This window comes from Thermobaculum terrenum ATCC BAA-798 (assembly GCF_000025005.1).
Classification (GTDB): Bacteria; Chloroflexota; Chloroflexia; order Thermobaculales; family Thermobaculaceae; genus Thermobaculum; species Thermobaculum terrenum.
Window position 1 is genome coordinate 924,559 of the sequence record NC_013526.1, and the last position, 21,362, is coordinate 945,920.

22 protein-coding genes and 1 other annotated feature (1 of these 23 running past the window's edge) are annotated in these 21,362 nt (G+C 60.3%); of the genes, 6 read left to right on the forward strand and 16 right to left on the reverse strand.

Features of this window, described 5'->3' with window-relative positions; all coding sequences use genetic code 11:
* Positions 1-46 precede the first annotated feature (46 nt).
* The 12 genes from TTER_RS13765 to TTER_RS13825 form a co-directional block, all read right to left on the reverse strand.
* Entirely contained in the window at positions 47-415 is a 369-nt protein-coding gene (locus TTER_RS13765; RefSeq protein ID WP_012876655.1) for a PH domain-containing protein, read from the reverse strand.
* A gap of 227 nt (positions 416-642) precedes the next feature.
* Entirely contained in the window at positions 643-1,218 is a 576-nt protein-coding gene (locus TTER_RS15490; RefSeq protein WP_012876656.1) for a COG4315 family predicted lipoprotein, read from the reverse strand.
* A gap of 140 nt (positions 1,219-1,358) precedes the next feature.
* The gene (gene pstB / locus TTER_RS13775; RefSeq protein WP_041425725.1) at positions 1,359-2,123 is read right to left on the reverse strand and encodes a phosphate ABC transporter ATP-binding protein PstB; all 765 of its coding nucleotides are present in this window, start codon (positions 2,121-2,123) and stop codon (positions 1,359-1,361) included.
* Between the two features lie 91 nt (positions 2,124-2,214).
* Positions 2,215-3,060, reverse strand: a complete 846-nt coding sequence (gene pstA / locus TTER_RS13780; protein ID WP_012876658.1) for a phosphate ABC transporter permease PstA — start codon at positions 3,058-3,060, stop codon at positions 2,215-2,217.
* A gap of 1 nt (position 3,061) precedes the next feature.
* Entirely contained in the window at positions 3,062-4,021 is a 960-nt protein-coding gene (pstC, locus tag TTER_RS13785) for a phosphate ABC transporter permease subunit PstC (protein ID WP_012876659.1), read from the reverse strand.
* A gap of 76 nt (positions 4,022-4,097) precedes the next feature.
* Positions 4,098-5,381 carry a phosphate ABC transporter substrate-binding protein PstS gene (gene pstS, locus TTER_RS13790; protein WP_012876660.1) on the reverse strand — a complete coding sequence of 428 codons (1,284 nt, stop codon included), beginning with the start codon at positions 5,379-5,381 and terminating at the stop codon, positions 4,098-4,100.
* Positions 5,382-5,605: 224 nt separating this feature from the next.
* A complete protein-coding gene (locus TTER_RS13800; RefSeq protein WP_012876661.1) occupies positions 5,606-7,660 on the reverse strand; it encodes a GxGYxYP domain-containing protein in 2,055 nt (684 codons plus the stop codon).
* 55 nt (positions 7,661-7,715) lie between these two features.
* Positions 7,716-8,612 (reverse strand): ABC transporter ATP-binding protein, encoded by an 897-nt coding sequence (locus TTER_RS13805; RefSeq protein ID WP_012876662.1) that lies wholly within the window; start codon positions 8,610-8,612, stop codon positions 7,716-7,718.
* Positions 8,596-9,663, reverse strand: a complete 1,068-nt coding sequence (locus TTER_RS13810; RefSeq protein ID WP_012876663.1) for an ABC transporter ATP-binding protein — start codon at positions 9,661-9,663, stop codon at positions 8,596-8,598. Before TTER_RS13810 ends, TTER_RS13805 begins: the two co-directional genes overlap by 17 nt.
* Before the next feature lie 17 nt (positions 9,664-9,680).
* Positions 9,681-10,547, reverse strand: a complete 867-nt coding sequence (locus tag TTER_RS13815) for an ABC transporter permease (protein WP_012876664.1) — start codon at positions 10,545-10,547, stop codon at positions 9,681-9,683.
* 4 nt (positions 10,548-10,551) lie between these two features.
* Entirely contained in the window at positions 10,552-11,628 is a 1,077-nt protein-coding gene (locus TTER_RS13820; protein ID WP_012876665.1) for an ABC transporter permease, read from the reverse strand.
* 60 nt (positions 11,629-11,688) lie between these two features.
* Entirely contained in the window at positions 11,689-13,626 is a 1,938-nt protein-coding gene (locus TTER_RS13825) for an ABC transporter substrate-binding protein (RefSeq protein WP_012876666.1), read from the reverse strand.
* Between the two features lie 240 nt (positions 13,627-13,866).
* Between TTER_RS13825 and TTER_RS13830 the strand changes: the two genes are divergently transcribed.
* From TTER_RS13830 to TTER_RS13840, 3 genes are all read left to right on the forward strand, one after another.
* On the forward strand, positions 13,867-15,006 hold the full coding sequence (locus TTER_RS13830; RefSeq protein ID WP_012876667.1) for a GntR family transcriptional regulator: 1,140 nt from the start codon (positions 13,867-13,869) through the stop codon (positions 15,004-15,006).
* Between the two features lie 87 nt (positions 15,007-15,093).
* Complete coding sequence (locus TTER_RS13835) at positions 15,094-16,014, forward strand: VOC family protein (RefSeq protein WP_012876668.1); 921 nt, start codon at positions 15,094-15,096, stop codon at positions 16,012-16,014.
* A gap of 24 nt (positions 16,015-16,038) precedes the next feature.
* Positions 16,039-16,947 (forward strand): ornithine cyclodeaminase family protein, encoded by a 909-nt coding sequence (locus TTER_RS13840; RefSeq protein ID WP_012876669.1) that lies wholly within the window; start codon positions 16,039-16,041, stop codon positions 16,945-16,947.
* Between the two features lie 155 nt (positions 16,948-17,102).
* On the opposite strand, the gene TTER_RS13845 is transcribed toward TTER_RS13840, so the two are convergent.
* Entirely contained in the window at positions 17,103-17,495 is a 393-nt protein-coding gene (locus TTER_RS13845) for a hypothetical protein (RefSeq protein WP_012876670.1), read from the reverse strand.
* A gap of 312 nt (positions 17,496-17,807) precedes the next feature.
* Between TTER_RS13845 and TTER_RS13850 the strand changes: the two genes are divergently transcribed.
* From TTER_RS13850 to TTER_RS13860, 3 genes are read left to right on the forward strand one after another with little or no spacing between them, the layout of a single operon-like run.
* Entirely contained in the window at positions 17,808-18,467 is a 660-nt protein-coding gene (locus TTER_RS13850; protein WP_041425337.1) for a zinc metalloprotease, read from the forward strand.
* A 10-nt stretch (positions 18,468-18,477) separates the two neighbouring features.
* Entirely contained in the window at positions 18,478-19,134 is a 657-nt protein-coding gene (locus TTER_RS13855; protein ID WP_012876673.1) for a hypothetical protein, read from the forward strand.
* A complete protein-coding gene (locus TTER_RS13860; RefSeq protein WP_012876674.1) occupies positions 19,131-19,610 on the forward strand; it encodes a hypothetical protein in 480 nt (159 codons plus the stop codon). The genes TTER_RS13855 and TTER_RS13860 overlap by 4 nt, the downstream gene beginning before the upstream one ends.
* A 126-nt stretch (positions 19,611-19,736) precedes the next feature.
* Here the strand turns inward: TTER_RS13860 and TTER_RS13865 are convergent, their stop codons facing one another.
* The 3 genes from TTER_RS13865 to TTER_RS13875 are packed head-to-tail and all read right to left on the reverse strand — an operon-like array spanning position 19,737 to position 20,979.
* Entirely contained in the window at positions 19,737-20,528 is a 792-nt protein-coding gene (locus TTER_RS13865; RefSeq protein ID WP_012876675.1) for a class I SAM-dependent methyltransferase, read from the reverse strand.
* An 11-nt stretch (positions 20,529-20,539) separates the two neighbouring features.
* Positions 20,540-20,737, reverse strand: coding sequence for a hypothetical protein (locus TTER_RS15910; protein WP_012876676.1), 198 nt, complete (start codon positions 20,735-20,737; stop codon positions 20,540-20,542).
* 5 nt (positions 20,738-20,742) lie between these two features.
* Positions 20,743-20,979, reverse strand: coding sequence for a hypothetical protein (locus tag TTER_RS13875; protein WP_012876677.1), 237 nt, complete (start codon positions 20,977-20,979; stop codon positions 20,743-20,745).
* A gap of 158 nt (positions 20,980-21,137) precedes the next feature.
* Positions 21,138-21,362: a binding site (T-box leader), on the forward strand (it continues 59 nt past the right edge of the window).

Genomic DNA, 21,362 nt, shown 5'->3' on the forward strand with positions numbered 1-21,362 from the left:
GTAGTCGCAGGATACCACTATGAGGGCTACGGGTCAAAGGTGAAACCTACAGCAGGCCGTCGATGATCAACTCGTACGCCAGGTGGGCCTTGTCCGCGCCCCTGAACTCGAACTCGTAGCACTCACTGCCCACGCACACCGTCAGCCGGCTGCTCACAAAAAGCTTGGGCGACAGGAACGTGCCCCTGTCGTCCTCGGATGCCACTCGAGTAACCTTGGAGAGGGGGATCGTGACCACGGCCTTGCGTCTGCCAAGGAAAGCCTTGTCGTAGAATATCAGCCTCTTGTCGGTGATGGCGAGGAAGCCTGTGCCTCCCCCCTTCATGTCAAACACCGCCCGCAGCTGCTCCTGGGGACGCACGAAGGGCGATATCTTCTCCAGCTGCTCTCGCTTGTCGTACACTACTTCTTCCATGCCGAAGCCTCCTTGCTGCTCGCAGTCGCGCCCTGACTTATTGGCTAAAGGATACACCGCCAGCACATCGAGAGCAAGCACCATCCACGGCGAGGCAGCCGCCCAGGGACCGAAGAAGCAGGCAGGTCGGCGCCTGCGTGGTGACTTCGCAGGTTACCCGGTCATAGCAGGACCGGCACACCCGGTCCTGCCACCCCTTGGATCTCAACGGAGTCTAAGATACATGCTCAGCGGGCCCAGCGGCGAGCCCTATACGCCAGCCCGACAGTTGCGAGCCCCAGGAGCGCCAGGGCCGCCATCGGAGCCTTGGACGTCGAGCCGTAACCGGACATCCCACCGCCACCCGCGGCAGGAGCCTGGCTCGGAGCCTGTTCTTCAGCCTTGATCGGCTGGCCCGAGGCGGACAGGACCCACCACACGTTGTTCAGGCCCTGGCCGTTGGCATCGCCGGGCTTCTTGTCACCGGCGAAGTAGTACAGCGGCATACCGTTGACAGTCACCTGCCTGCTACCATCCCTGCGGGTGGTTATGCCTAGCCTGGCGATGACCCCCTCGCCCGCAACCGGCTGGCCGGACTCCAGGATCAACGGCGGCCAGGCCTGGGCGCACGAGCCGTAGCAGACGCTCTCGTTGGGCTTGTCGGGCACGAACATATAGAGGGTCATGCCCTTGGAGTCCGCCAGGATATCACCGTACTCCTCGTTGTGCACGACCTTCACCGTCACCCCGGATTGCGCCCCAGCGTACGTCGAGAAAACCAGCACCAAGCATAGACCAAGCAGCATCGCTAAAGACCGTAACATAGGATAACCTCCTCCCTAATTCTTCACCCTAGCATACGAGCTCAGGAGGCAAAACGGATGCATGCCATCCCGAAGATTGCCAGGAGATGGCAATGCCCATTAGGTACGTCACGGCGATGGGTGCAGGGCCTGGAATATAATCACCCGAAACGGCCGGTTATGTAGCTCTCGGTCTCGGGACGGGAGGGCATCGAGAACAGCTTCTCGGTGGGGGCCATCTCCCACAGCTCGCCAGGATCCCCCTGTCTGCGGATCAGGAACAGCCCCGTGTAGTCCGAGATGCGGGCCGCCTGCTGAAGGTTGTGCGTGACTATCACGATGGTGTAGTGCTCCTTGAGCTCCGTTATGGTGTCCTCGATCTTCTGGGTAGATATGGGGTCCAGAGAGCTCGTGGGCTCGTCCATCAGGATCACGTCGGGTTCGACGGCAAGCGCCCGGGCGATGCAGAGCCTTTGCTGCTGACCGCCGGAGAGGGCCGTGGCTGGCTTGCGCAGGCTGTCCTTCACCTCCTCCCACAGCGCCGCCTGCCGCAGGCTGTTCTCCACGCGCTCCTCTAGGATCGCCCTGTTCCTTAAGCCCGTCAACCTGAGGCCAGCGGCCACGTTGTCGAAGATCGACATCGTGGGAAATGGATTGGGCCGCTGGAACACCATGCCGACCCGGCGCCGCAGCGCCACCGGGTCCACATCCGGGTCGTAGATGTCCTGGTCGCCGAATAGTATCCGCCCCTCGACGCGCGCGCCCGGCAGGAGCTCATGCATCCTGTTAAGGGTGCGCAGGAAGGTGCTCTTCCCACAGCCGCTGGGGCCTATGAAGGCCGTCACCCGGTGCTTCCATATGGTCAGTGTCACGTCCTTGATAGCTAGCCGGGAGCCGTACCACGCGGAGACCTTCTCGGCGACCATCACCGCCTGAGTGGGCTCCTCGGTCACGCCCGCTTCCCTGTGCCATAAGCTCATCGTCCTACTGCGTGCTTGCTCTTCCAACTCTTTCCTCCTACAGAGACCTTGACTTTGCTGAGATCACCCTGGCTAACACGTTCAGGATCAACACGATCGTCACCAGCGTCAGCGCTGCCGCCCACGCCAGGTTCCAGTTCACCTCGTAGGGCGAGGTGGCGTACACGTATATCTGGAGGGGGAGCGCGCTCATCGGCTGAGAGGGATCGAAGGTGAGGAACGGGGTACCGAAGGCCGTAAAGAGCAGCGGCGCCGTCTCGCCGCTGGCCCTGGCTATCCCCAGCAGCGCGCCGGTCACGATCGGTGCCCTGGCGGCCGGCAAGACGATCCTCAGAGTGCTCCGCCAGCGGGTTATCCCCAAGGCGTACGCCGCCTCCCTGATATCCCCCGGCACCATCCGCAGCGCATCCTCGGTCGTCCTGATCACCACCGGCAGGATGAGTATGGCCAGGGCGACGCTACCGGCCAGGGCCGAGAAGTGCCCCATGGCCGTGACGATGAATGAGTAAGCAAATATGCCAGCGGCTATAGATGGGATGCCCGCCAGGCTGTCACTTAGGAAACGCACGGTGCGCGCGAAGGTGCCCACACCGTACTCCCCAAGGTACATCCCGGTAAGCACCCCAAGGGGCACGGACATTAGCGATGCCAGTCCGACTATGATCAAAGTCCCGACGATCGCGTTTAGCATGCCCCCTCCGGGGGATCCCAGGGGCATAGGGTTGCGAGCGAAGAACTCCCAGCTCAACGCCGGCACACCCCTGACCGCCAGGTACGCTAGGATGAGCACCAGCGGCAGGACGGCCACAAACGCCGAGATACATATCAGACCCCGCGCAGCGGTGTCCGTGAGCTTGCGCCTGAGAGGTACCCTGAAGACCATCCTACACCTCCCTGGCCTTGTTCATCCTGTGGATCAGCAGCTGCGCCCCCATGTTCACCAGAAGAGTGAGGGCAAACAGCAGCAGGGCTATGGCGACCAGCGCCGCTCGCAGGGCCCCGGTGGACTCGTTGAACTGGCTGGCTATTATCGAGGCCATGGTGGACGCGGGCGCGAACAGGGAGCCCCGTATCTGCGGGTTGTTGCCTATGAGCATAGTGGTAGCTATCGTCTCCCCGAAAGCCCTGCCAAGGCCCAGGATGAGGGCACCCGTGATACCGGCTCGGGCGTAGGGCAGCACCACCCGGCTGATCGTCTCCCACCTGGTCGCCCCGAGGGCCAGCATACCCTCTCGCTGGGACTGCGGCACGGCAGAGATCACGTCCTTGGAGACCGCCGCCACGGTGGGCAGTATCATGACCCCGAGCACGAGCCCGGCGGTCAACATCCCTACTCCGTAGGGAGCGCCCTCGAAGAGCGGGATGAAGCCGAGCGATTCCTGCAGCCTGGGCTGCACCGTGTGGGCCATCCAGGGCACCACCACCTGGAGCCCCCAGAAGCCATACACCACGCTGGGGATGGCCGCCAGGAGCTCTGCCATGTACGACAGCGGCGCACGCAGCCACCTCGGCGCGAGCTCTGTTAGAAATATAGCCATCCCCAGGCCCACTAGCCCTCCCACCGCCAAAGCTATGGCCGAGCTGACCACCGTGCCGTAGATGAACGGCAGGGCACCGAACTCCCGCCTCCCACGGCTCCACTCGGTGCCAAACAGGAAACCCCAGCCGTAGGTGGCGAAAGCAGGATACGCCTGGCGGGCGAGCTCCAACAGGAAGAGCATGGTGATCACCAGGATGGTCATCGCTGCCGCGAGCACCAGTGCCTGGAAACAGGCGTCTCCCGAGGGCCTCCAGCTCCTGGTCCTGGTTATACTTCTTGCCTCTTTACGAACTCCTACAGCCACTCCATTACCTCCACAAACACCGAGCGGGAAGTACGTCGGCGACGCACCTCCCGTCCTCGATATGCGTTTGCTTGCGCTACTTGACCTTGTCCAGGCTCTGCTGAGCCAGCTGCTGCGCGTTCTGAGGCAGCGGCGCATAGTTCAGCTTCTTGGCGACCGACTCCTGCGCGTCCGTCACCACCCAACCCATCAGCTCCTTGATAGCGGCGGCCTTGTTGGCATCGGAGTACTGCTGCCAGACTATCGCCCAGGTGTAGCCCGCTATCGGGTAGCTCTTGGCGCCTGGAGCGTTCACTATGGAGAACTTCTCTGGACTCACCTGTGGGAACTGGCTGGCTGCGGCAGTCGTGGCCTCCAGAGTGGGCTCCACGAACTTTCCTGCCTTGTTCTGGATGTAAGCGTAGTCCATCTTGCTCTCCAGCACGTACGCTAGCTCAACATAGCCTATGGAGCCCGGCGTGTTGCGGATCTGCGAGGCCACACCCGAGTTGCCCTGAGCACCCAGACCCACTGGCCAGTCGACCTCCTTGCTTGTGCCTGGCCCGTTCTTCCACTCGCTGCTGATGTGCGACAGGTAGTCGGTGAAGATGTACGTCGTGCCGCTGCTATCGGCCCTGTGTACCACCACTATGTCCCTGTCGGGCAACTTGACACCAGGGTTGGCCTTAGCTATGGCCGGGTCGTTCCACTTGGTGATCTTGCCCAGGAAGATGCCGGCGACCGCTTCGGGGGTGAGCTTGAGCCCCTTGTCCACGCCCGGGATGTTGTACGCCAGCGTGATCGCCCCCAGCGCGACCGGGAACTCTATCACCTCGCCGTTGGCCTGCTTGGCGGCGGCGAGCTCGTCCTCGTTCATAGGCACGTCGCTGGCGGCGAAGTCCACGGTCTGCGCCGTGAACTGTTCGATGCCCCCGCCGCTACCGATCGCCTGGTAGTTCACCTTGATGTTGGGATGCTGCTTGGAATACTCCTGAAAGGCGTTCGAGAAGAACGGGGCTACGAAGGTTGAGCCCGCGCCGGTGAGCGACACATTCCCGCTGACGCCACCCGAGCCGGAGGTCTCCGTCGGCGTCGGCATCATCTCCGGGGTTGGGCTAGCGACAGGAGACGCTGACGGGCTGGCTGCGGTCGTGGGCGACGCCGATGGACTGGCAGCTGCCTGCGTGGGACTCGGACTTGGGCTACCCGCAGCGCTGGGTGACGGGCTAGGGCTGCTTGCGCCCGTACTGGGTGATGGGCTTGGGCTGCTCGTCCCCTGCGTCGGGGTGCTGTTCTGGGAGCCACAAGCCACGGTGAACAGCAGGATGAAGGTCAAAACCACACCAATGAAGGACAGACGCTTATAGAGACCAGCTAACATATTACCTCCACACATGTTTTCTGCTCGGGAGAATCACCTCCCTTTACCCACACCCAATGTACAGGCCGACGTTAATGGGAAGATTAAGGAGATCTGAAGCAGCGCTAAACGGGATCTGAATTTGCCCACCAGCCCGGGCCCTTGCGTAGGCGAACATTAAGGGGAGATTAAGCTACTGGGCACAGGCCGTGGCCTGTGCCCAGTAGAGATGCAGGAGGGGAGGTTTAGCCCCTTGACTGGTAGTACTGCCTGGCGAGCTCGAAGAAGTGGTCCGCTCGCACTATCTGGTACTCAGGACCAAGCGTCGAGAGCGTGTTCACCAGGTCCGTGGGTGTGACGTTCCATGCTAGCACGCCTATTGAGAGGAACAGGGGAGAGCTACCGTCCCAACCCTGAGACTCTTCCGTTATCGCCCGCAGCACGTCCGCTGCATTGCCCGTGCCGCGGACCGTGCCCTGGGGCGTCGTGCCATCGAGTAGCTGCATCGCCGTGCGCGCGTCCCAGTTGAGCATGATGCCCTCGGGCTTAACGTCCTCGATGTACGCCCGCCGCTCGGAGGCCGATAGCTCCACCGACCTGCCGTTCACTCTGTTGAGCACGTACACGGTGTTCATCCCCAGGCGATGCATGTACCGATAGGTCGCGTGGGTGTATATCCGGAAGGTATCATCTGGCCAAGGGGTGGGATTGATGTAGCCCGCACCAGAGGGTCCGGCCATGAGGAGATCGTTATCGGTGGCCGTGCGCAGGTAATAGCCGATGATCGTCGGCGCGGCCTCGAACAGTATAGGGTTGACCGTCCAGTTGATGGGGATCTTACCCCTGTTGGGGTCATCCCATAGCTGGCGCATCCTGTGCTGGTCGTACTGGATATTGTCGCCCTCGGACATCACGAGCGCGACGTAGATCTTATTCTCCAGCGTGGGCTTGGTGGGCGGTCGGCGTGGGGGCATAGGGGCCCTCACGGCACCAAACACCGTGCCGTTGTCGAAGAAGTCGGCGGCGAGCACGTACACGCTGTGCTCCGAGCAGAGCTGGGTACCACTGAACTCGCCCGCGACGTCCTGGGCGAACCACCCCATGTACGGGGTGTAGGGATCGACCTCGCTCATGATGCGCACGAACAGCTCGCGCTCCGCGTCCACGTTCGGATCGAGCCAGAACACCATGGTGCGTGCGGCCACGATGTAGTCCCTGAACCGCGGGAACGGCAGGAGCACATCCGAGGTGGGTGGAGTAGTGCTCGTGGCGGATACCTTGTACTCGTTCCACATCTCCACGCGCGCGGTGAGCGATGTGGTGCCTTGCGGTGGCACGAATCGGTACACGAAGTAGCGGTTGCCGTCCGCGAAGCGGTGACTACCGTCGCGTGAGGAGCCATCAGAGTCGTACAGGTACTGCGCCTCAGCATCGGTAAACGGCTGGAAGTCGGCTATCGTCTGGCCGTCGGCTATGACCGTGACGTGCTGGACCGAGGGCCCCCAGCCATCGTCCGTGAAGGCGTCGTCGAAGCGCAGGTATACCGCTTCACCCCCCAGGAATGGGGTGAGATCAAACTCGTACACCCCGCGGTTGGATGAGTCGTGGACGTGAGTCGTTACCTGCGCCAGGGTTGTGTAGTAGGGAGGTATCCCTGGCGGCAGGCTCCTTCTCTGGGACGGGCTTATACCCGTCAGCACGTCGTGGTTGCACCGTGGCCAAAGGTGGTCGTACTGCCATTGGTAGGCCTCGAGCTTGCTTGTGAACCTCCCCCTGAGGTCGTCGATGATCGGCAGGTTGTAGGGCTCACCGGAGAGCTCCTGAGCGATCTGGGGAGAAGCCACCACTGCACGCTGCAGGCCGGCGAGCGTAGTGGCCACGTTGATCGTGTCCATCAGCCCTGGATCGTAGACTATGACCCCTTTGACCTTCGAGCTGTGCTTGCGAATGACCTCCCAAGGATCCGTGTGTTCCGTATAGGGCACTCCCAAAGTGTCGATCCAAGCGTGATTGGGTTCGTTGGTGGGGAACCACACGTAGATAGCTGGCCTCTCCTGTGCGACCGCCCCCTGCATCGTCGTGAGCACGAGCTGCACATCGGGGTCAACGTCGGTCGCATCTATGTAGTCCAGGTGATGGGGCCGCTTGAAGGAAGGTAGCTCTCGTGAGCGCACCCATCGGTGGGGTTGCCCACCTCTGTAAGAGGCGCCGGCAGCTTGCCAATAGGACGAAGCCAACAACGACGCCCCGAGTAGGCTACCTATCTGCAGGAACTCTCTTCGGCTCATCTCGTAAGGCATGTGTCAACTCCTTATAAGCTCTAGGGGGACCAATCTTGGTAGATCCTCGTACCTCTCACGGGTTAGGTACCTCCATGTTGGGGGACTCGACTACGACCTCTTCCTCCTCGATCGCGACCTCTGCCTTGTCCCGCCACCGAGCATCGGGATCAGGCACGGGGACGGAGGCCAGCAGCGTACGGGTGTACGGGTGCTGCGGGTGGAGCAGCACGTCATCCACCCGGCCGCTCTCAACGATGCGGCCCTTGTGCATCACCATGATCTCACCGCCGACGTAGTACGAGGTCGAGAGATCGTGCGTGATGAAGAGCGTGGTCATGCCGTACTTGTCTCGGAAGTCTATCAGCAGGTTGAGGAACGCTACCCTCACCGCCGCATCCAGCATCGACACCGGCTCGTCGGCAATTATGAAGCGCGGCTGCAGCATGTGGATGCGCGCCAGCATCACCCTCTGGCGCTGTCCCCCAGATAGCTGGTGAGGATACCTCCCAAGCACGTCCTCCGGGCGCAGGTCGACAGCTCGCAGCGAGCGCTCTATGAGCTCCAAACCCTGTGACCTGCTCTTGGCCAATCCAAACTTCTTGATCGGCTTCCACAGCACCCTGTCCACCCTGTAGAAGGGGTTGAAGATGCCGTAAGGGTCCTGAAAGACTGGCTGCACCATGCGCAGGAACTCCGCGCGATCGCGCCTGCTCAGCCGATAGATGTCCTTGCCGTTGAATGTGACGGTGCCGCTGGTGGGCTTCTGCAATCCCAGAATGATCCGCGCCAGCGTGCTCTTGCCGCTGCCGCTCTGCCCCACAAGGTTGATGATCTGCGGCGGGTTGTCCGTGAGCGCGAACGTCACGTCGTTGACCGCGATCAGCTTCCCACCGGTTGATCGGAAGGCCGCGCCCCTGAACTCCTGAGTCACGTGCTGCACCTCTATCCTGTGCTCACGACCGTCTGTCATCGCTACCTCCTGATACTTGCTGCTGGGTGTACAGGTGGCAGGCAACCACCGGAGGACGCTGGTGCCCGTTCACCAACGGGAGCAGAGGGGGTTCCTGCTGGCGGCAGGCGTCCATCACATAGGGGCATCTGGGGTGGAACCGGCACCCAGGTGGCCAGTTGAGCGGGCTGGGGGCGTTACCCCCTATGCCGGACAGCCGCCTGCGCTCGCCACCGATCTTGGGGATCGAGGCGATGAGCCCCTGGGTGTAAGGATGCTTGGGATCCTTGAATATCTGGTGGACGTCGCTCACCTCCACGATCTTACCCGCGTACATCACAGCGACCCTGTCCGCCAGCTCAGCGTGCACGGCCATGTCGTGCGTCACCAGGATCACCGTCATGCCGAACTCGTCGCGCAGCGATGCCAGCGTCTGGATCACCACCCGCTGGATGTGCACGTCGAGCGCCGTCGTGGGCTCGTCGGCGACCACGAGGTCCGAGTTGAGCGCCACCGACATCGCGATGATCACCCTCTGTTTCATGCCACCCGAGAGCTCGTGGGGGTACATGCGCGCCACGTGGAGATCCAATCCCACCTGCTCGAGCAGGCTCGGTACCATCTCCCTGGCCTTCCTGGCGGGGATGTCGCTGTGCTGGGTGATAACGTCGACGAACTGGTCCTCGATCTTCATCACCGGGTTGAGCGAGTTCATCGAGCCCTGGGGCAGGTAGGAGAGGTTCCGCCAACGGTACTCCCTCACCTGCGAGTCGCTCAGCTTCATGAGGTCCACCGGTGCCCCTTCTCTGGGGTGGAAGATCACGCTGCCCCCAGCTATGAAGCCAGGGGGCTTCGTCAATCGCAGCAGCGCGGTGGTGAGCGTGCTCTTGCCCGAGCCCGACTCGCCCGCTATCCCCAGGATCTCGCCTCTGCGCACCTCCAGGTCCACGCCGTCCACCGCCTTGGATAACCCTGCGACGGTGCGGTAATAGACCCGCAGGTCGCGCACCTCCAGCAGCGGTTCGCCCTCCGCGCTCCTGGCCCTTTCTCTAGCTATGGATTCCTGCGTCATGCAAACTACCTCTCCCTCTAAGCTCCCGCCACCTTCCGCAGGCGCGGGTTGTAAGTCTCCTCGAGTCCTATGTTGATCAAGTTCACCGCGAAGAACAGCATGCCAAGGATGAAGATAGGGGTGACGAACAGCGGCCACATCCCCAGGCTCAGCGTGCCCCAGCCTATCGCCCAGTTGAGCATTAGTCCCAGGTCTATGACGTTGCTGGGGCCCAGACCTATCACCTCCAGCCCAACCAGGGCGAAGATCGAGCCGAGCACCGCATTGGCGAAGCCCACGGCGATGAACGGCAACAGGTTGGGCACGAGCTCCTGGAAGATGATCTCCAGATCACCCATGTTGTTGACCTTCGCCAGCTCCACATAGGGCCTGGTGCGCAGGCTGAGCACCTGCGAGCGGATGACGCGCGCCGCCAGCGCCCAGCTGAATATCGCCAGGATCAGGCCTATAGTGAACAGGTTGAGGTTGGTCGCGTAGGCCGAGAGCACTATCAGGATGGGAAGGCTGGGCACCACCAGGAACATGTCCGCCACCCCCGAGAGGATGCTGTCCACCCTACCTCCTTTGTAGCCCGCAAGGAACGCCACCAACACCCCTATGAAAGTCGAGATCAGGCCCGCCACCGCGCCTACCTGCAGCGACGCCGCCAGGCCCTTGACCGCAAGCGCCAAGATGTCGCGACCGTAGCGATCTGTGCCCAGCCAGTTCGTCCTGTTAGGTAGCTGCCAGGGTATATACGCCGCGGTCTCTATCGGGTCCTTACCTCGGCCTATCATGCGTACGATGGGCTCGTTGAGCACCGCCACGACCACGAAGAACAGGATGATCAGCAGCCCTATCTTGAGCTTGTTGCTGCTGTTCCATATGCCTCTCACACCGCGCATCCCACTACCTCCAGTACTTCACTCTGGGGTCTATCGCCGGCAGCAACAGGTCCAGTATGAGGTTGGCGGTGAGCACCCCAAATATAGCCAGGATCACTACCCCCATCATCGTGTTGTAGTCGAGCTGGGCAGTGGCCTGGACGAACAGGTTGCCCACTCCTGGGTAGTTGAACAGCTGCTCGACGAGCACGTTCCCGTTGAAGATGCTGCCCAGGCCGATGCCAAGGCCGATCACCTGTGGGAGCCAGCAGTTGCGCAGCGCGTACCTTGTCAGAATGTATCCCGGCCTGAGCCCCTTGGCCTCGGCGAACGTCAGGAAGTCCTCCCCCAGCATCGGCACGATGAGCATGCGCGTGCTCACCATCCAGTTGGCCACACCTATCACAATGATGGATAGCGAGGGGAGTATGGCGTGCTTGATCACGCTGGTGATGAACTCAGGTGTGAAGCCTATCCTGTAGCCGGGGTCGTAGGCTGCGGTGGATGGCAGCCAACCCAGCCTGTAGGAAAGCAGGAACACCAGGATCAGCGCGATGAAGTAGTATGGGATGTGCGAGAAGGCGATCGCCAGGTAGGTCACGAAGCCCGAGATCGGCTTGTCGCGCTTCCAGCCGAGTATCGCCCCCAGCACCACCCCTATGATCCACATGATCACGGTCGAGATCCCCAGCAACCCTATCGTCCAGGGTAGAGCACGGGCGATCACCACCTGAGCAGGGTTGGGATAGTTGATCAAAGAGGGGCCGAAGTTCTGATGCAACACCAGCTGGTTCATATAACGCACGTACTGCTCCAGGAGGCTGCCGTTGAGGCCGAACGCCTCCTTGTAGTACTGCACGGTAGCTTCGCTGGCCTGCACGCTGTAGTTCTGCTGCATCGTCTGCAGGTTCTGGATGTAGGCGTCGATGGGGTTGCCGGGGATCAGCCTGAAGAAGAAGAAGGTGATCGTGATGGAGCCCCAGAGCGTCAGCAGGTACACCCCGAACCTGCGCACCGCGTAGGCCGCCAGTGGATGATTTACAACAAAGCTACGGCAGAAGGAGATTATTCCCGTTCCTCCATGGGAAGCTGCCTGTGCCATATACACTACTCCTTGCTCTTTAGGTGCAGGGAGCGACCGTCGTCGCTCCCCGGATAACCCCTACGAACTCTTGGCCGGCTTCAGGTTGCCGATCACGAACATGAACTGGCCCCACCACTCCAGGGGCACCGTGTACACGTTGTCATCGGTGGGCCAGCCTGTCCAGTAGGTGGTGTTGTACACCTTCGGATAAGTGGTCTGGATGATCGGGATGACCGGCAGGAGCTGGTAGAACCGCTCCAGCGCCTGGTCGTATAGCGGCTTGTTCTTCGGATCGTCGGGATTAGCGTTGTTGAGCTTGAGGATCAGCTCCTGAAACTTCTGGTCCTTGAGCCTCACCTGATCCGAAGAGGCATCCTTGCCGATCGGCTTATACTGTCGGTTGTCGAACTGGGAGTAGAACTGGGCGGGATCAAACAGCTCTCCGCAGATCCATAGCGAGAGCAGGTCGTACTGTCCCTTGCTCTGCTTGTCACTGAACACGCTGCCAGAGAGCGCCCTCACGCTCGACTTGATCCCGATCTTCTGTAGCTCCTGCGAGAGCAGTTGGCCGATCACGTACTCGGGCTGCCCTACGGCTACCGGGGTGATGATGTTGATCTCTACCTGCTTGCCCTTGTACATACGCCTGCCGCTGGAGTCCTTCTTCGCACCCAGCTCATCGAACAGCTGCTCCGCCTTCTTGGGATCGTAGGTCAGCTGATACTTGGAAGCTATAGAGTCGTTGGACCACTTCTTGTTGGACTCGTAGTCCGCCCAAGGATACTGCGCGGGCGGGGTGGGCACGAACCACACGGCCGTACCTATCTTCTGCCTGTCTATGAGGTAGGAGATTGCCCAGCGCGCCCGCGGGTCCGACAGCAGCGGCTTGGAGGGATCGCAGTTGACGTGAATGCCGCGCGGGCATGGATCCCTGAACTTCGTGGTAATGATGATGTTCTGGTAGCCGCCGTTCTTGACGGCCATCGCGTGCGTGTAGTCGAACGAAGCCACATCCACCGTGCCCCGCTTGAACTCCTGGACCTCCGAGTCCGGCACGGGCGCTGTGCGGTACACCACGTACTGAGGAGCGGGATCAAACTCGTCCTTGTTCCAGTAGTTGGGGTTCTTCTTCCACACGAACATCAGCTGCGATGGTATAGCCCTGTCCAGAACGTAGGGGCCAGTGAAGACCGGCGGGTTGTTCTTGAAGGTCTTGGGATTGTGCTTGAACCATATATGCTTGGGCACCACGATGAAGGAGCCGATAATACCACAGATGAAACGCTGGTGGTAGCGAGGATTCGGCTTGGTGAGCTTGATCACCACTGTATGCTCGTCAGGAGTCTCAACGCTATCAAACTCCTTGATGCCGCTACCGAATAACGCCGGATCCTGCTGGATCTCCAGGCTGTATTTGACGTCCTCCGATGTGAAGGGTTGACCATCGTTCCACTTCACCTTGGGGTTGAGGGTAAGGGTCAGCTCGGAGTAGTCGGAGTTGTACTTCCACTCCTTGCCCAGCCAGGGCTTGATCTCGCCAGTAGGCAACCAGTAGAAGAGGTTTTCCACGAGGATCTGCTGCGCCCCTCCGTTGTACTGCCAACCGTTGGGAATGAATGGGTTGAAGCTGTCGAAGATGGTGAATGGAGCCTGGTCTACGACGACCGTCTGCTCCCTGGGGGTAGGAATGGTGCCTCCCCTCTGTGGCTGCTGGGGCGGCACCTCCTCAGCCTGCTTCTCCCCAGCGGTGGGAGTCACGCCTGGGGAGGCTCCAGGGGAGGGACAGGTAGCGCAGGCGGTCGGGCTTGGGCTCGGGCTGCTGGCCGAAGCAGGCGGGGCGCTCGCTGCAGGAGCTTGACCACTTGGGGGTGTCGGGGTAGCCTGGGTGCCCCCACCGCAGGCGGCCAGCAGAGGGCCAGCGGCCAGCACGCCACCGGAGGCCAGCATCGCTTCTATGAGCTGCCGGCGGGTCAGCCTGGGATCATTGGGACTTCGGACTTCGTCTGCGTTGGACATAAGCCACACTCTCCTACTCATCGGAAATTTAAGGCATCGTTTTAGCGATGTGGCATTATATTAGAGCAGATTATTTTCAGTGTCAATATATTAAGTTATATGTTGCCAGAGGCGTATAATACCTAGGTTAATGATAGAGTTAACACATATACTGGCGGGGTGATAGGTTAACACTAATAAGTTGCTAACTGGGATAGTATAATCTGTGTTAATAAAGCGTTCGGATGGAGCACATATTATATGGAAGATGGGACCCCAAGATACTACAAGATAAAGAAGATCCTCCTTGAAGAGTTAGAGAGTGGACGCTTCAAGCCCGGCGATAGGTTTCTAACGGAGAAGGAGCTGAGGGAGCGCTTCAAGGTCAGCGCCACCACTGCCGTCAGGGTCCTCAATGACCTCGAGCGTGAGGGCTACCTGGTGCGCAAACAAGGTAAGGGCACCTTCGTCGCCGAGAGGCAGGAGCCTAAAGCCGAGCCCACACCCCTCCCACAGGTCACGCCCAATGGTAGGCTCATTGCCTGCGTCTTCTCGCAGATTGGGGGCGGTCACGTCGTGGAGGTCATCCGAGGCGTTGAGGCCGTATGTCATCGCTCCAACTACCACATGATCCTCTTCGACTCCTCCGGATCGTCAGAGAGGGAAGCGATGAACCTCCGGAGAGCCAGGGAGGCAGGTGCGGGAGGCATCATCCTGTTCCCAACCGACGGTGATCAGAACCAGGGGATCGTAGAGGAGTACGTCCGCCAGGGGTTCCCAGTCGTCATGGTCGACAGATACTACCCGGCGGTGGCCACTGACATCGTGGTGCCCGACAACTTCGGCATAGGCTACCGCCTGACAAAGCACCTGATAGACCGAGGTCACAAGCACATCGCCACCATCTGGGGTGAGACGAACTGTACCAGCGTCCGCGACCGCATGGCGGGGTACAAGGAGGCCCTGCTGCGCCACAACGTACCAATTGTACCAGAGATATCCCGTCTCTTCTGCTACGAGCGCCTACGGCCCGAGGAGCGCTACGACCTGCTACGTACATGGCTCAATGCCCCCTATCACCCTACGGTGTTCGTGGGCGTCAACGGCTACGTAGCCACGATGGTGGCCACCGACCTGGCCGCGATCGGCGTCCACGTGGGCGAGGAGGTGGAGATAGCTGGCATGGACCACGTTGGGCCCTACACCCCTATGCCTATTATGTCAACCAATGCTATCCTGCCCTCCAGGGAGATGGGTATCTCGGCGGCGGAGATCCTCATAGAAAGGCTCAGGGAGCCCCAGGAACATCGCCAGTTCAGGTACGTGGTGCTGCCGGTGGAGATCTCCGCCAACGAGAAGTCGGCAGTGAAGATCATCGGCACAGCCCCTAAGGGTGTGTGAGCCCTGGACCAGAGAGCTGTACATCCTGCTCGCCCCCTGGTAATATGACCACAAATATGTCCCGTATCGGGAGTTGGGGATAGGAATATGCAGGCAAGACCTAGGATCATTCCTCATCTATGGTTCGACAAAGAGGCTTTGGAGGCGGCGGAGTTCTACACCTCTCTGTTCCCGCAGTCGCGCACGCTGCACGTGGGCACCATCCATGATACGCCCTCTGGAGATACCGACACCGTCATGTTCGAGCTCGCTGGGCAGACCTTCCAGGCAATCAGCGCAGGTCCCTTGTTCAAGTTCAACCCCTCGGTATCCTTCATAGTAAACTTCGACCCGTCCCGGGACGAGCAGGCCCGCGCCCGGCTCGACGAGACTTGGCAGGCGTTGCAGGATGGTGGCCAGATACTAATGCCTTTGGATGAGTACCCCTTCAGCAAGCGCTACGGTTGGGTACAGGATCGCTACGGAGTATCCTGGCAGCTGATACTCTCCAACCCGGAGGGCGATCCCAGGCCATTCCTGGTGCCCAGCCTGTTGTTCACCGACGTGAACAAGGGCAGAGCACTGGAGGCAGGAGAGTTCTACAGGTCCGTGTTCCCCGACTCGGAGGTGGGCCAGCTAGAGTTCTCGCCTCCGGAGGAGACCGGCGGAGGAGCCGATGAGCTGGTGATGTTCTCCGATTTTCGCCTTGGGGACACCTGGTTTGCGGCCATGGACAGCCCCATAGAGCATGGGTTTGGGTTCAACGAAGCCATCTCCTTCATCGTAGAGTGCCGGTCCCAACAGGAGGTTGACCACTACTGGGAGGGGCTCTCGGCAGATGGGGGCGAGAAGGGGCCTTGCGGCTGGCTCAAGGACAGGTACGGCCTATGCTGGCAGGTAGTGCCCGCGGAGCTGTTCGGGATGCTGGAGGACCCCGACGAGGAGAAGGTAGCGAGGGTTACGCAAGCCTTCCTAAGCATGTCCAAGCTGGATATCGAAGAGCTGCGGAGGGCCTACTCCGGCGGCTAGCACGAGGACTGTGGAGGGAGCAGGATGCAGCTGGATGTCACCGAAAGCGAGGTCAGGCAACTGCTGAGCATGCAGGAGCTCATCCCCGCCATGGAGAGGGCGTTGGCTGCCTTCTCCGCCGGCAGGGTCGTGCAGCCCACCCGCCTGATGCTGCCGGTAACCGACCACGAGGGCTTCCTGGGGGTGATGCCCGCCTACACGGGATCGGCCCTCGGCGTCAAGCTGGTCACCCTCTACCCTCAGAACAAGGATCTACCTACTCATCACGCGGTAGTCATACTGTTCCGCCCCGAGACAGGCGAGCCGCTTCTCAGCATGGATGGCACGTACATCACCGAGGCCCGGACGGCAGCGGTCTCGGCGGTGGCCACGCACTACCTGGCGCGGGAGGATGCCTCCGTGCTGGCGCTGATCGGCGCGGGGGTGCAGGCCCGCAGCCACCTGGAAGCTCTCAGGTTGGTACGCCACTTCCGAGAGGTGCGGGTGTGGAGCCCAAGGAGCGCCCCGGAGTTCGCGCGACGGCACGGCGTGACCGCCGCGGCATCCGCGGAGGAGGCGGTCCGCGGGGCCGACGTGGTGGTGACCGCCACGACCTCACGCACGCCCGTGCTCCGCGGCGAGTGGCTGTCCCCCGGCACCCACATCAACGCCGTGGGAGCACCCAGGCCGGACTGGCGAGAGCTCGACGACGAGCTGCTCCGCAGGGCGTGCATCTACGTAGACTCATCCGAGGCCGCCATGCGGGAATCAGGCGACGTGATAGCCGCCGGACACTTCTTCGCCGAGCTCGGGGAGGTGATCGCCGGTAGCAAGCCGGGCAGGCAGTCCCGGGATGAGATCACCCTGTTCAAGTCGCTTGGGCTGGCGGTAGAGGATGTAACCGCCGCGGAGCTGGTGTACAAGAAGGTGCGTGGCCAGGCCGCCGGAGGCTGATCACCGCCTACCCACACGCGTAAGCAGCAGGAAGGCCGCCATCCCCAGCAACAACAGGATCGGAAGAATAAACAGCAGGTCTCCGCTGGTCATAGAGAAACCCTCCCAGCTATTCGGTGACCGCGGCCCGTATGCGCCCCCTATAGCCTGGCCACTTAGAAGCAACTGGCACAATCACACCCAGAGGCTACCGAGCATATAGCCGCCGACGCGCATTGCCCCAGGCCCACAGGGCAACAGAATGCAAAACCTCCGAAGCAACAGGCAGCAAACAGCACACAGAGCAGGTCGCCTGCAAGGCATTGCCTGCACGAGATACAGTAGTCCATGGGCCTCAACCACCGAGGGTCAGAGCGGTGTTCCACCTCTGTGAGCACGGAGTAATCCGCACCGGTGCGCTTGAGATACCTATCAGGTACGCGCTCTATCTGGCCTCCCCTGACCACTAGCACGACCCTCTCACCTCCGGCACGCCAATACATGGCCAAGGGCTTCTTGCCCGCCAGATACACCACCACAGCTCGACCCCTGGGATCCTTCAGGACCATACCGCTCCCCTAAGCGTAGGGCGAAGCCCTTTGAGTCCCTCCAGGACCATCCAGACCTCATCCAGCTACCAGGCTTGTCTACAGGACTTCCCTATGAAGACCATAATGCTCGCTATATTACTTGTAAATAAGTGTTGCAATCCAGCGGCGTGCTGTATATAATCTGAGCCATGGTCGTTATTCTTTACTAACTTCACACAGGAGGGGGATTTATGAGCAGGTACTTACCCAGATCATGGCTGTCCACTTCTAATGCTCTCTTGGGATTCCTAATTATCCTGGGGTTATCACTGTCGGCTGTGGGCAAGGCCAATGCCGACCACCCCTATCCCGGTGGCCAATATCACCTATGGTCTATTCATTATGACGGAGTCGGGGGGGGGTGAACACGCGTGCGCCCAAAGCGATGTCGGCGACGGCATAGTCACCCATAACTACGTGCAAGCGCGGATTATCAATACCCTACGCTACGATAAACCCGAACTCGATTGGCACCAGAGAACAGGTACTAACCACCTCCACTTCCAGATGGAGGATAGATACTGCGACCAGCTCAGCTCTACCGAGATGCAAGACATTGAGCTTAGGTATAGGGTCAAGACCGATGCTAACGCCCAAAGCACTTGTTATTCCTATGGCTACGACGACGCTACTGAATGCGCAATCGATCTTGGGCCAGTATACATAGGCAACCATGTAGATAGTCGAGCTTATAGAATCATCCACTCCAGAGACAGCATCTACGATAACGACGGGACAGAGTGGAAGCGGCGGCACATGGTAAGCCATGAGACCGGCCATGCCCTAGGACTAATGGACCCCATCTATAATACATACACAGGTAGATATGAACCATGTACGGACCGTAGCGTGATGCACACACCCTACCCCTACTGCCCCGGCAACTACGCCTACAGGTACCCTTCTGACTGGGATAGAGATACCGTGTGGGAACTAATCAATAAACCTTAGGGGGATCAAGATGCAGGCTACGGCTTCATACAACAGATCAGGCATCTGGGTAACCATCATGCTGTCTATAATCGCAGCGCTCGTATGGACGTTAGCGATACATAGGATGGGCATTGGACATACTGAAGTATCCAGGACAAATTCTATCCTGCTTACATCCAATAGAGACAGGCTCCGCATATGCGTGCAATCCTACCATCCGCAGGTGACTAACGATCAACTAAGCTCCTTCGTTCGCAAGTCGCTGGCACGCATCCAGGACCATCCAGACTTCTATAGGTCAGGGCTTGGGACGCATGCCCCAGTGGTGGATGTAGGTTGTCCTGGCCCACCCAGGGCAGGTATGCCTGGCTTCGATTGGCAGGACGGTATGGCCCCGGCCTCCTCTGCCCTTGTGACTTCCCCCAGTAACTATCGAGTCTTCGTCTTCGTTGTTTCTAGTGACAAGGTTGCCTTGCCCAACGGCCACTCTTTCTGGAGCACACCTCAGGAGCTCTACTGCTACGAGGGCAGATGTGGAGAGGTCACTACGGCTCTCTACATAGTACCAGAGGAGCTGGCTGATCTGGAGCTGGCTTCCCTACGACTGGCCCATGCTGTGGGGTTATGGGTCGACTGGCATACCAGGCAGATGCAAAGTCCAATAGCTAAGGAGGATACAAGATGAGGCTCATCAGCATATGGTTAGCACTGTTCATGGCACTGGTGGTGTTCGCTCCAGCCACCGCTCAGCAGGAGGAGGCACGCTACAAGATCACTCGCGAACTCACCCTCTATGGAGATGTGCCCCCCGGAGAGACCTTCCTCTTCATCTACGACTATCCTGGCAGGCCAGGAGATACTCCTGTTCCCATTGTGCTTTGTGGAGGGGACAGTGGTGTGGAGTGTCGGGGCCACGGCACAGTGTACAGATCTACCCACAGGGTGTTTGCCAGCGTGTTCGAGAGATGGAGCAAGATACGGTATTACTTCGTAAGGGACCCAGAGAACTACAACGATCGTGACGACTGGCAAACGTTCGCCATGGGGGAAAAGACCATCACTGGCGATACCACCCTCAGCGCCTGGTACAGGTTCCCGGAGGCCGAGCAGGCTGTGCCCAGGATGCCCCAGACGGGTGCAGGGGGCATGGCCCATAGGTAGGTGACGCCCTCGGATGCAGCAGGGCAGGGGGAGAGCTCCCTGCCCTGTAACAACCTAGCTGGAGGATACTTGACAGTAGATCACCCGGAAGCGGAAGCCCCACCAGGCTCCCAGTCTCATGGCAGGCTAAGAAGCCTGGACGAGCCCTCTAGCACACCAAGCCCTGGCACGCAGCGGGATGGATCCATCAGCAGCTATCGGCAGGGTGTTCAGCAGCCGCAGCCTCAGCTCCTCCCTGATCCCAGCCTCCAGGGAGCGCACATAGCCTGGAGCTGGGCCCTGCCCTCCCAGAAACGGCTGCCAGTAGTCGTCAAAACTCGAGAAGGTGGTCTCTATCTCCAACGAGTCCACCAGCAACTCCTGGAGATGGGCTCCTCTCAACAGCTCCTGAAGGGCAACTGGATCGCATACCGGAAAGCGTACAGCCTCATCCAGCTCCCGCGCAGAGGGATCAACTGTCCTGGCAGCATCCCAGAAGTACCGCAGGAACTGCATGCCCTCAGCATAGTCCCACACATACAATCCCACCAATCCCCCTTTGCTGACGACTCGCGCCATCTCGCGCACGCCCTGCAGCGGGTCGGCCAGCAGGTTGATCACCAGGCCGGACACTGCCACATCGAAGGTCCCATCCTCAAATGGCAAGTCTTCCGCCGATGCGAGCTCGAAGGTAACCATGGGAGCATGCAGGCTCTTGCGCGCGTGCTCTAACAACCCCGGCGATGGGTCCACCCCCACCAGGTAAGAGGGTGCGGCAATCTGGACGATCGCTTCCGAGAGGGCGCCGGTCCCACAGCCCACATCCAGCCAGCGGGCGCCGCTGGGAGGGCGAAGCCAACGCACGAACTCCCGGGCGATCCTGCGACTCCACCTGCCCATATAGCGCTCGTACGCTTCGGCATCCTCCCAGGTGTCCAACGTATAACTCCTCAGCTGGAACGAAAGGCTTCTGGGCTGTCGGCGTACAGCTGCACCCTGCCGCAGCTGGGGCATACATAGGCCGACACGTCGGACTGGGGCGGAGAGGCGAATACCCCCTTCTGAGACTTCTCGAGAAGGACGTAGAAGCCCCCTGCCCTGAGGTTTGCCTTTGTCAGGGGCTGGTCACAACGATCACATTTATACACGAAGCTTACCTCCACAGGTCGTAGCTGTATCGTACGAAAGAGCTCTCCTGCGTGGGCGTGCGCTGCACAGGGAACAGGTTCTCCAACTCCCTGCGCGTGCAGTAGTCGTTAATCGTCAGGATGACGATGATGATCACGCTGAACACTACCATCCATATCAGGCAGGTCCAATCCTCCCAAATGCGTGAGAGGGGAGCCCTGGGCCTGCCCCTGCCAGACTCTGCGGGATCTCTCGAGCTCATACCTATAATATAGTGCAACAGGCGGTCGGTGGCGAGGAGAGGGACAGAATCCGACCCAAAAACGCAGGCAGATGGGCGAATTTCTTCACGAATTTGCGTTTTGGGGCTTGACTTCCCCTTTCAACCTTGCTATATTCAAGTCAACAAACACATCGACCCTAAAAGCGTCGATGGGGACGAGTAGCCGAGATGTAGGGCTACAGAGAGCCGCGTTGCTGGGATGCGGTGCTCGAACCTCGGTGAAAAAGCCCCCGGAGCTGCAGGCTGAACCTCGATGGGCCAGAATGCCCAGGCGTCAGTAGGCCGAGCCGGTGTCAGCCACCGTTACCAGGCTGGGAGTATGAAGCCCTGCTCTAGGGTGGAGTACTTCGTGAGGTCGTCAT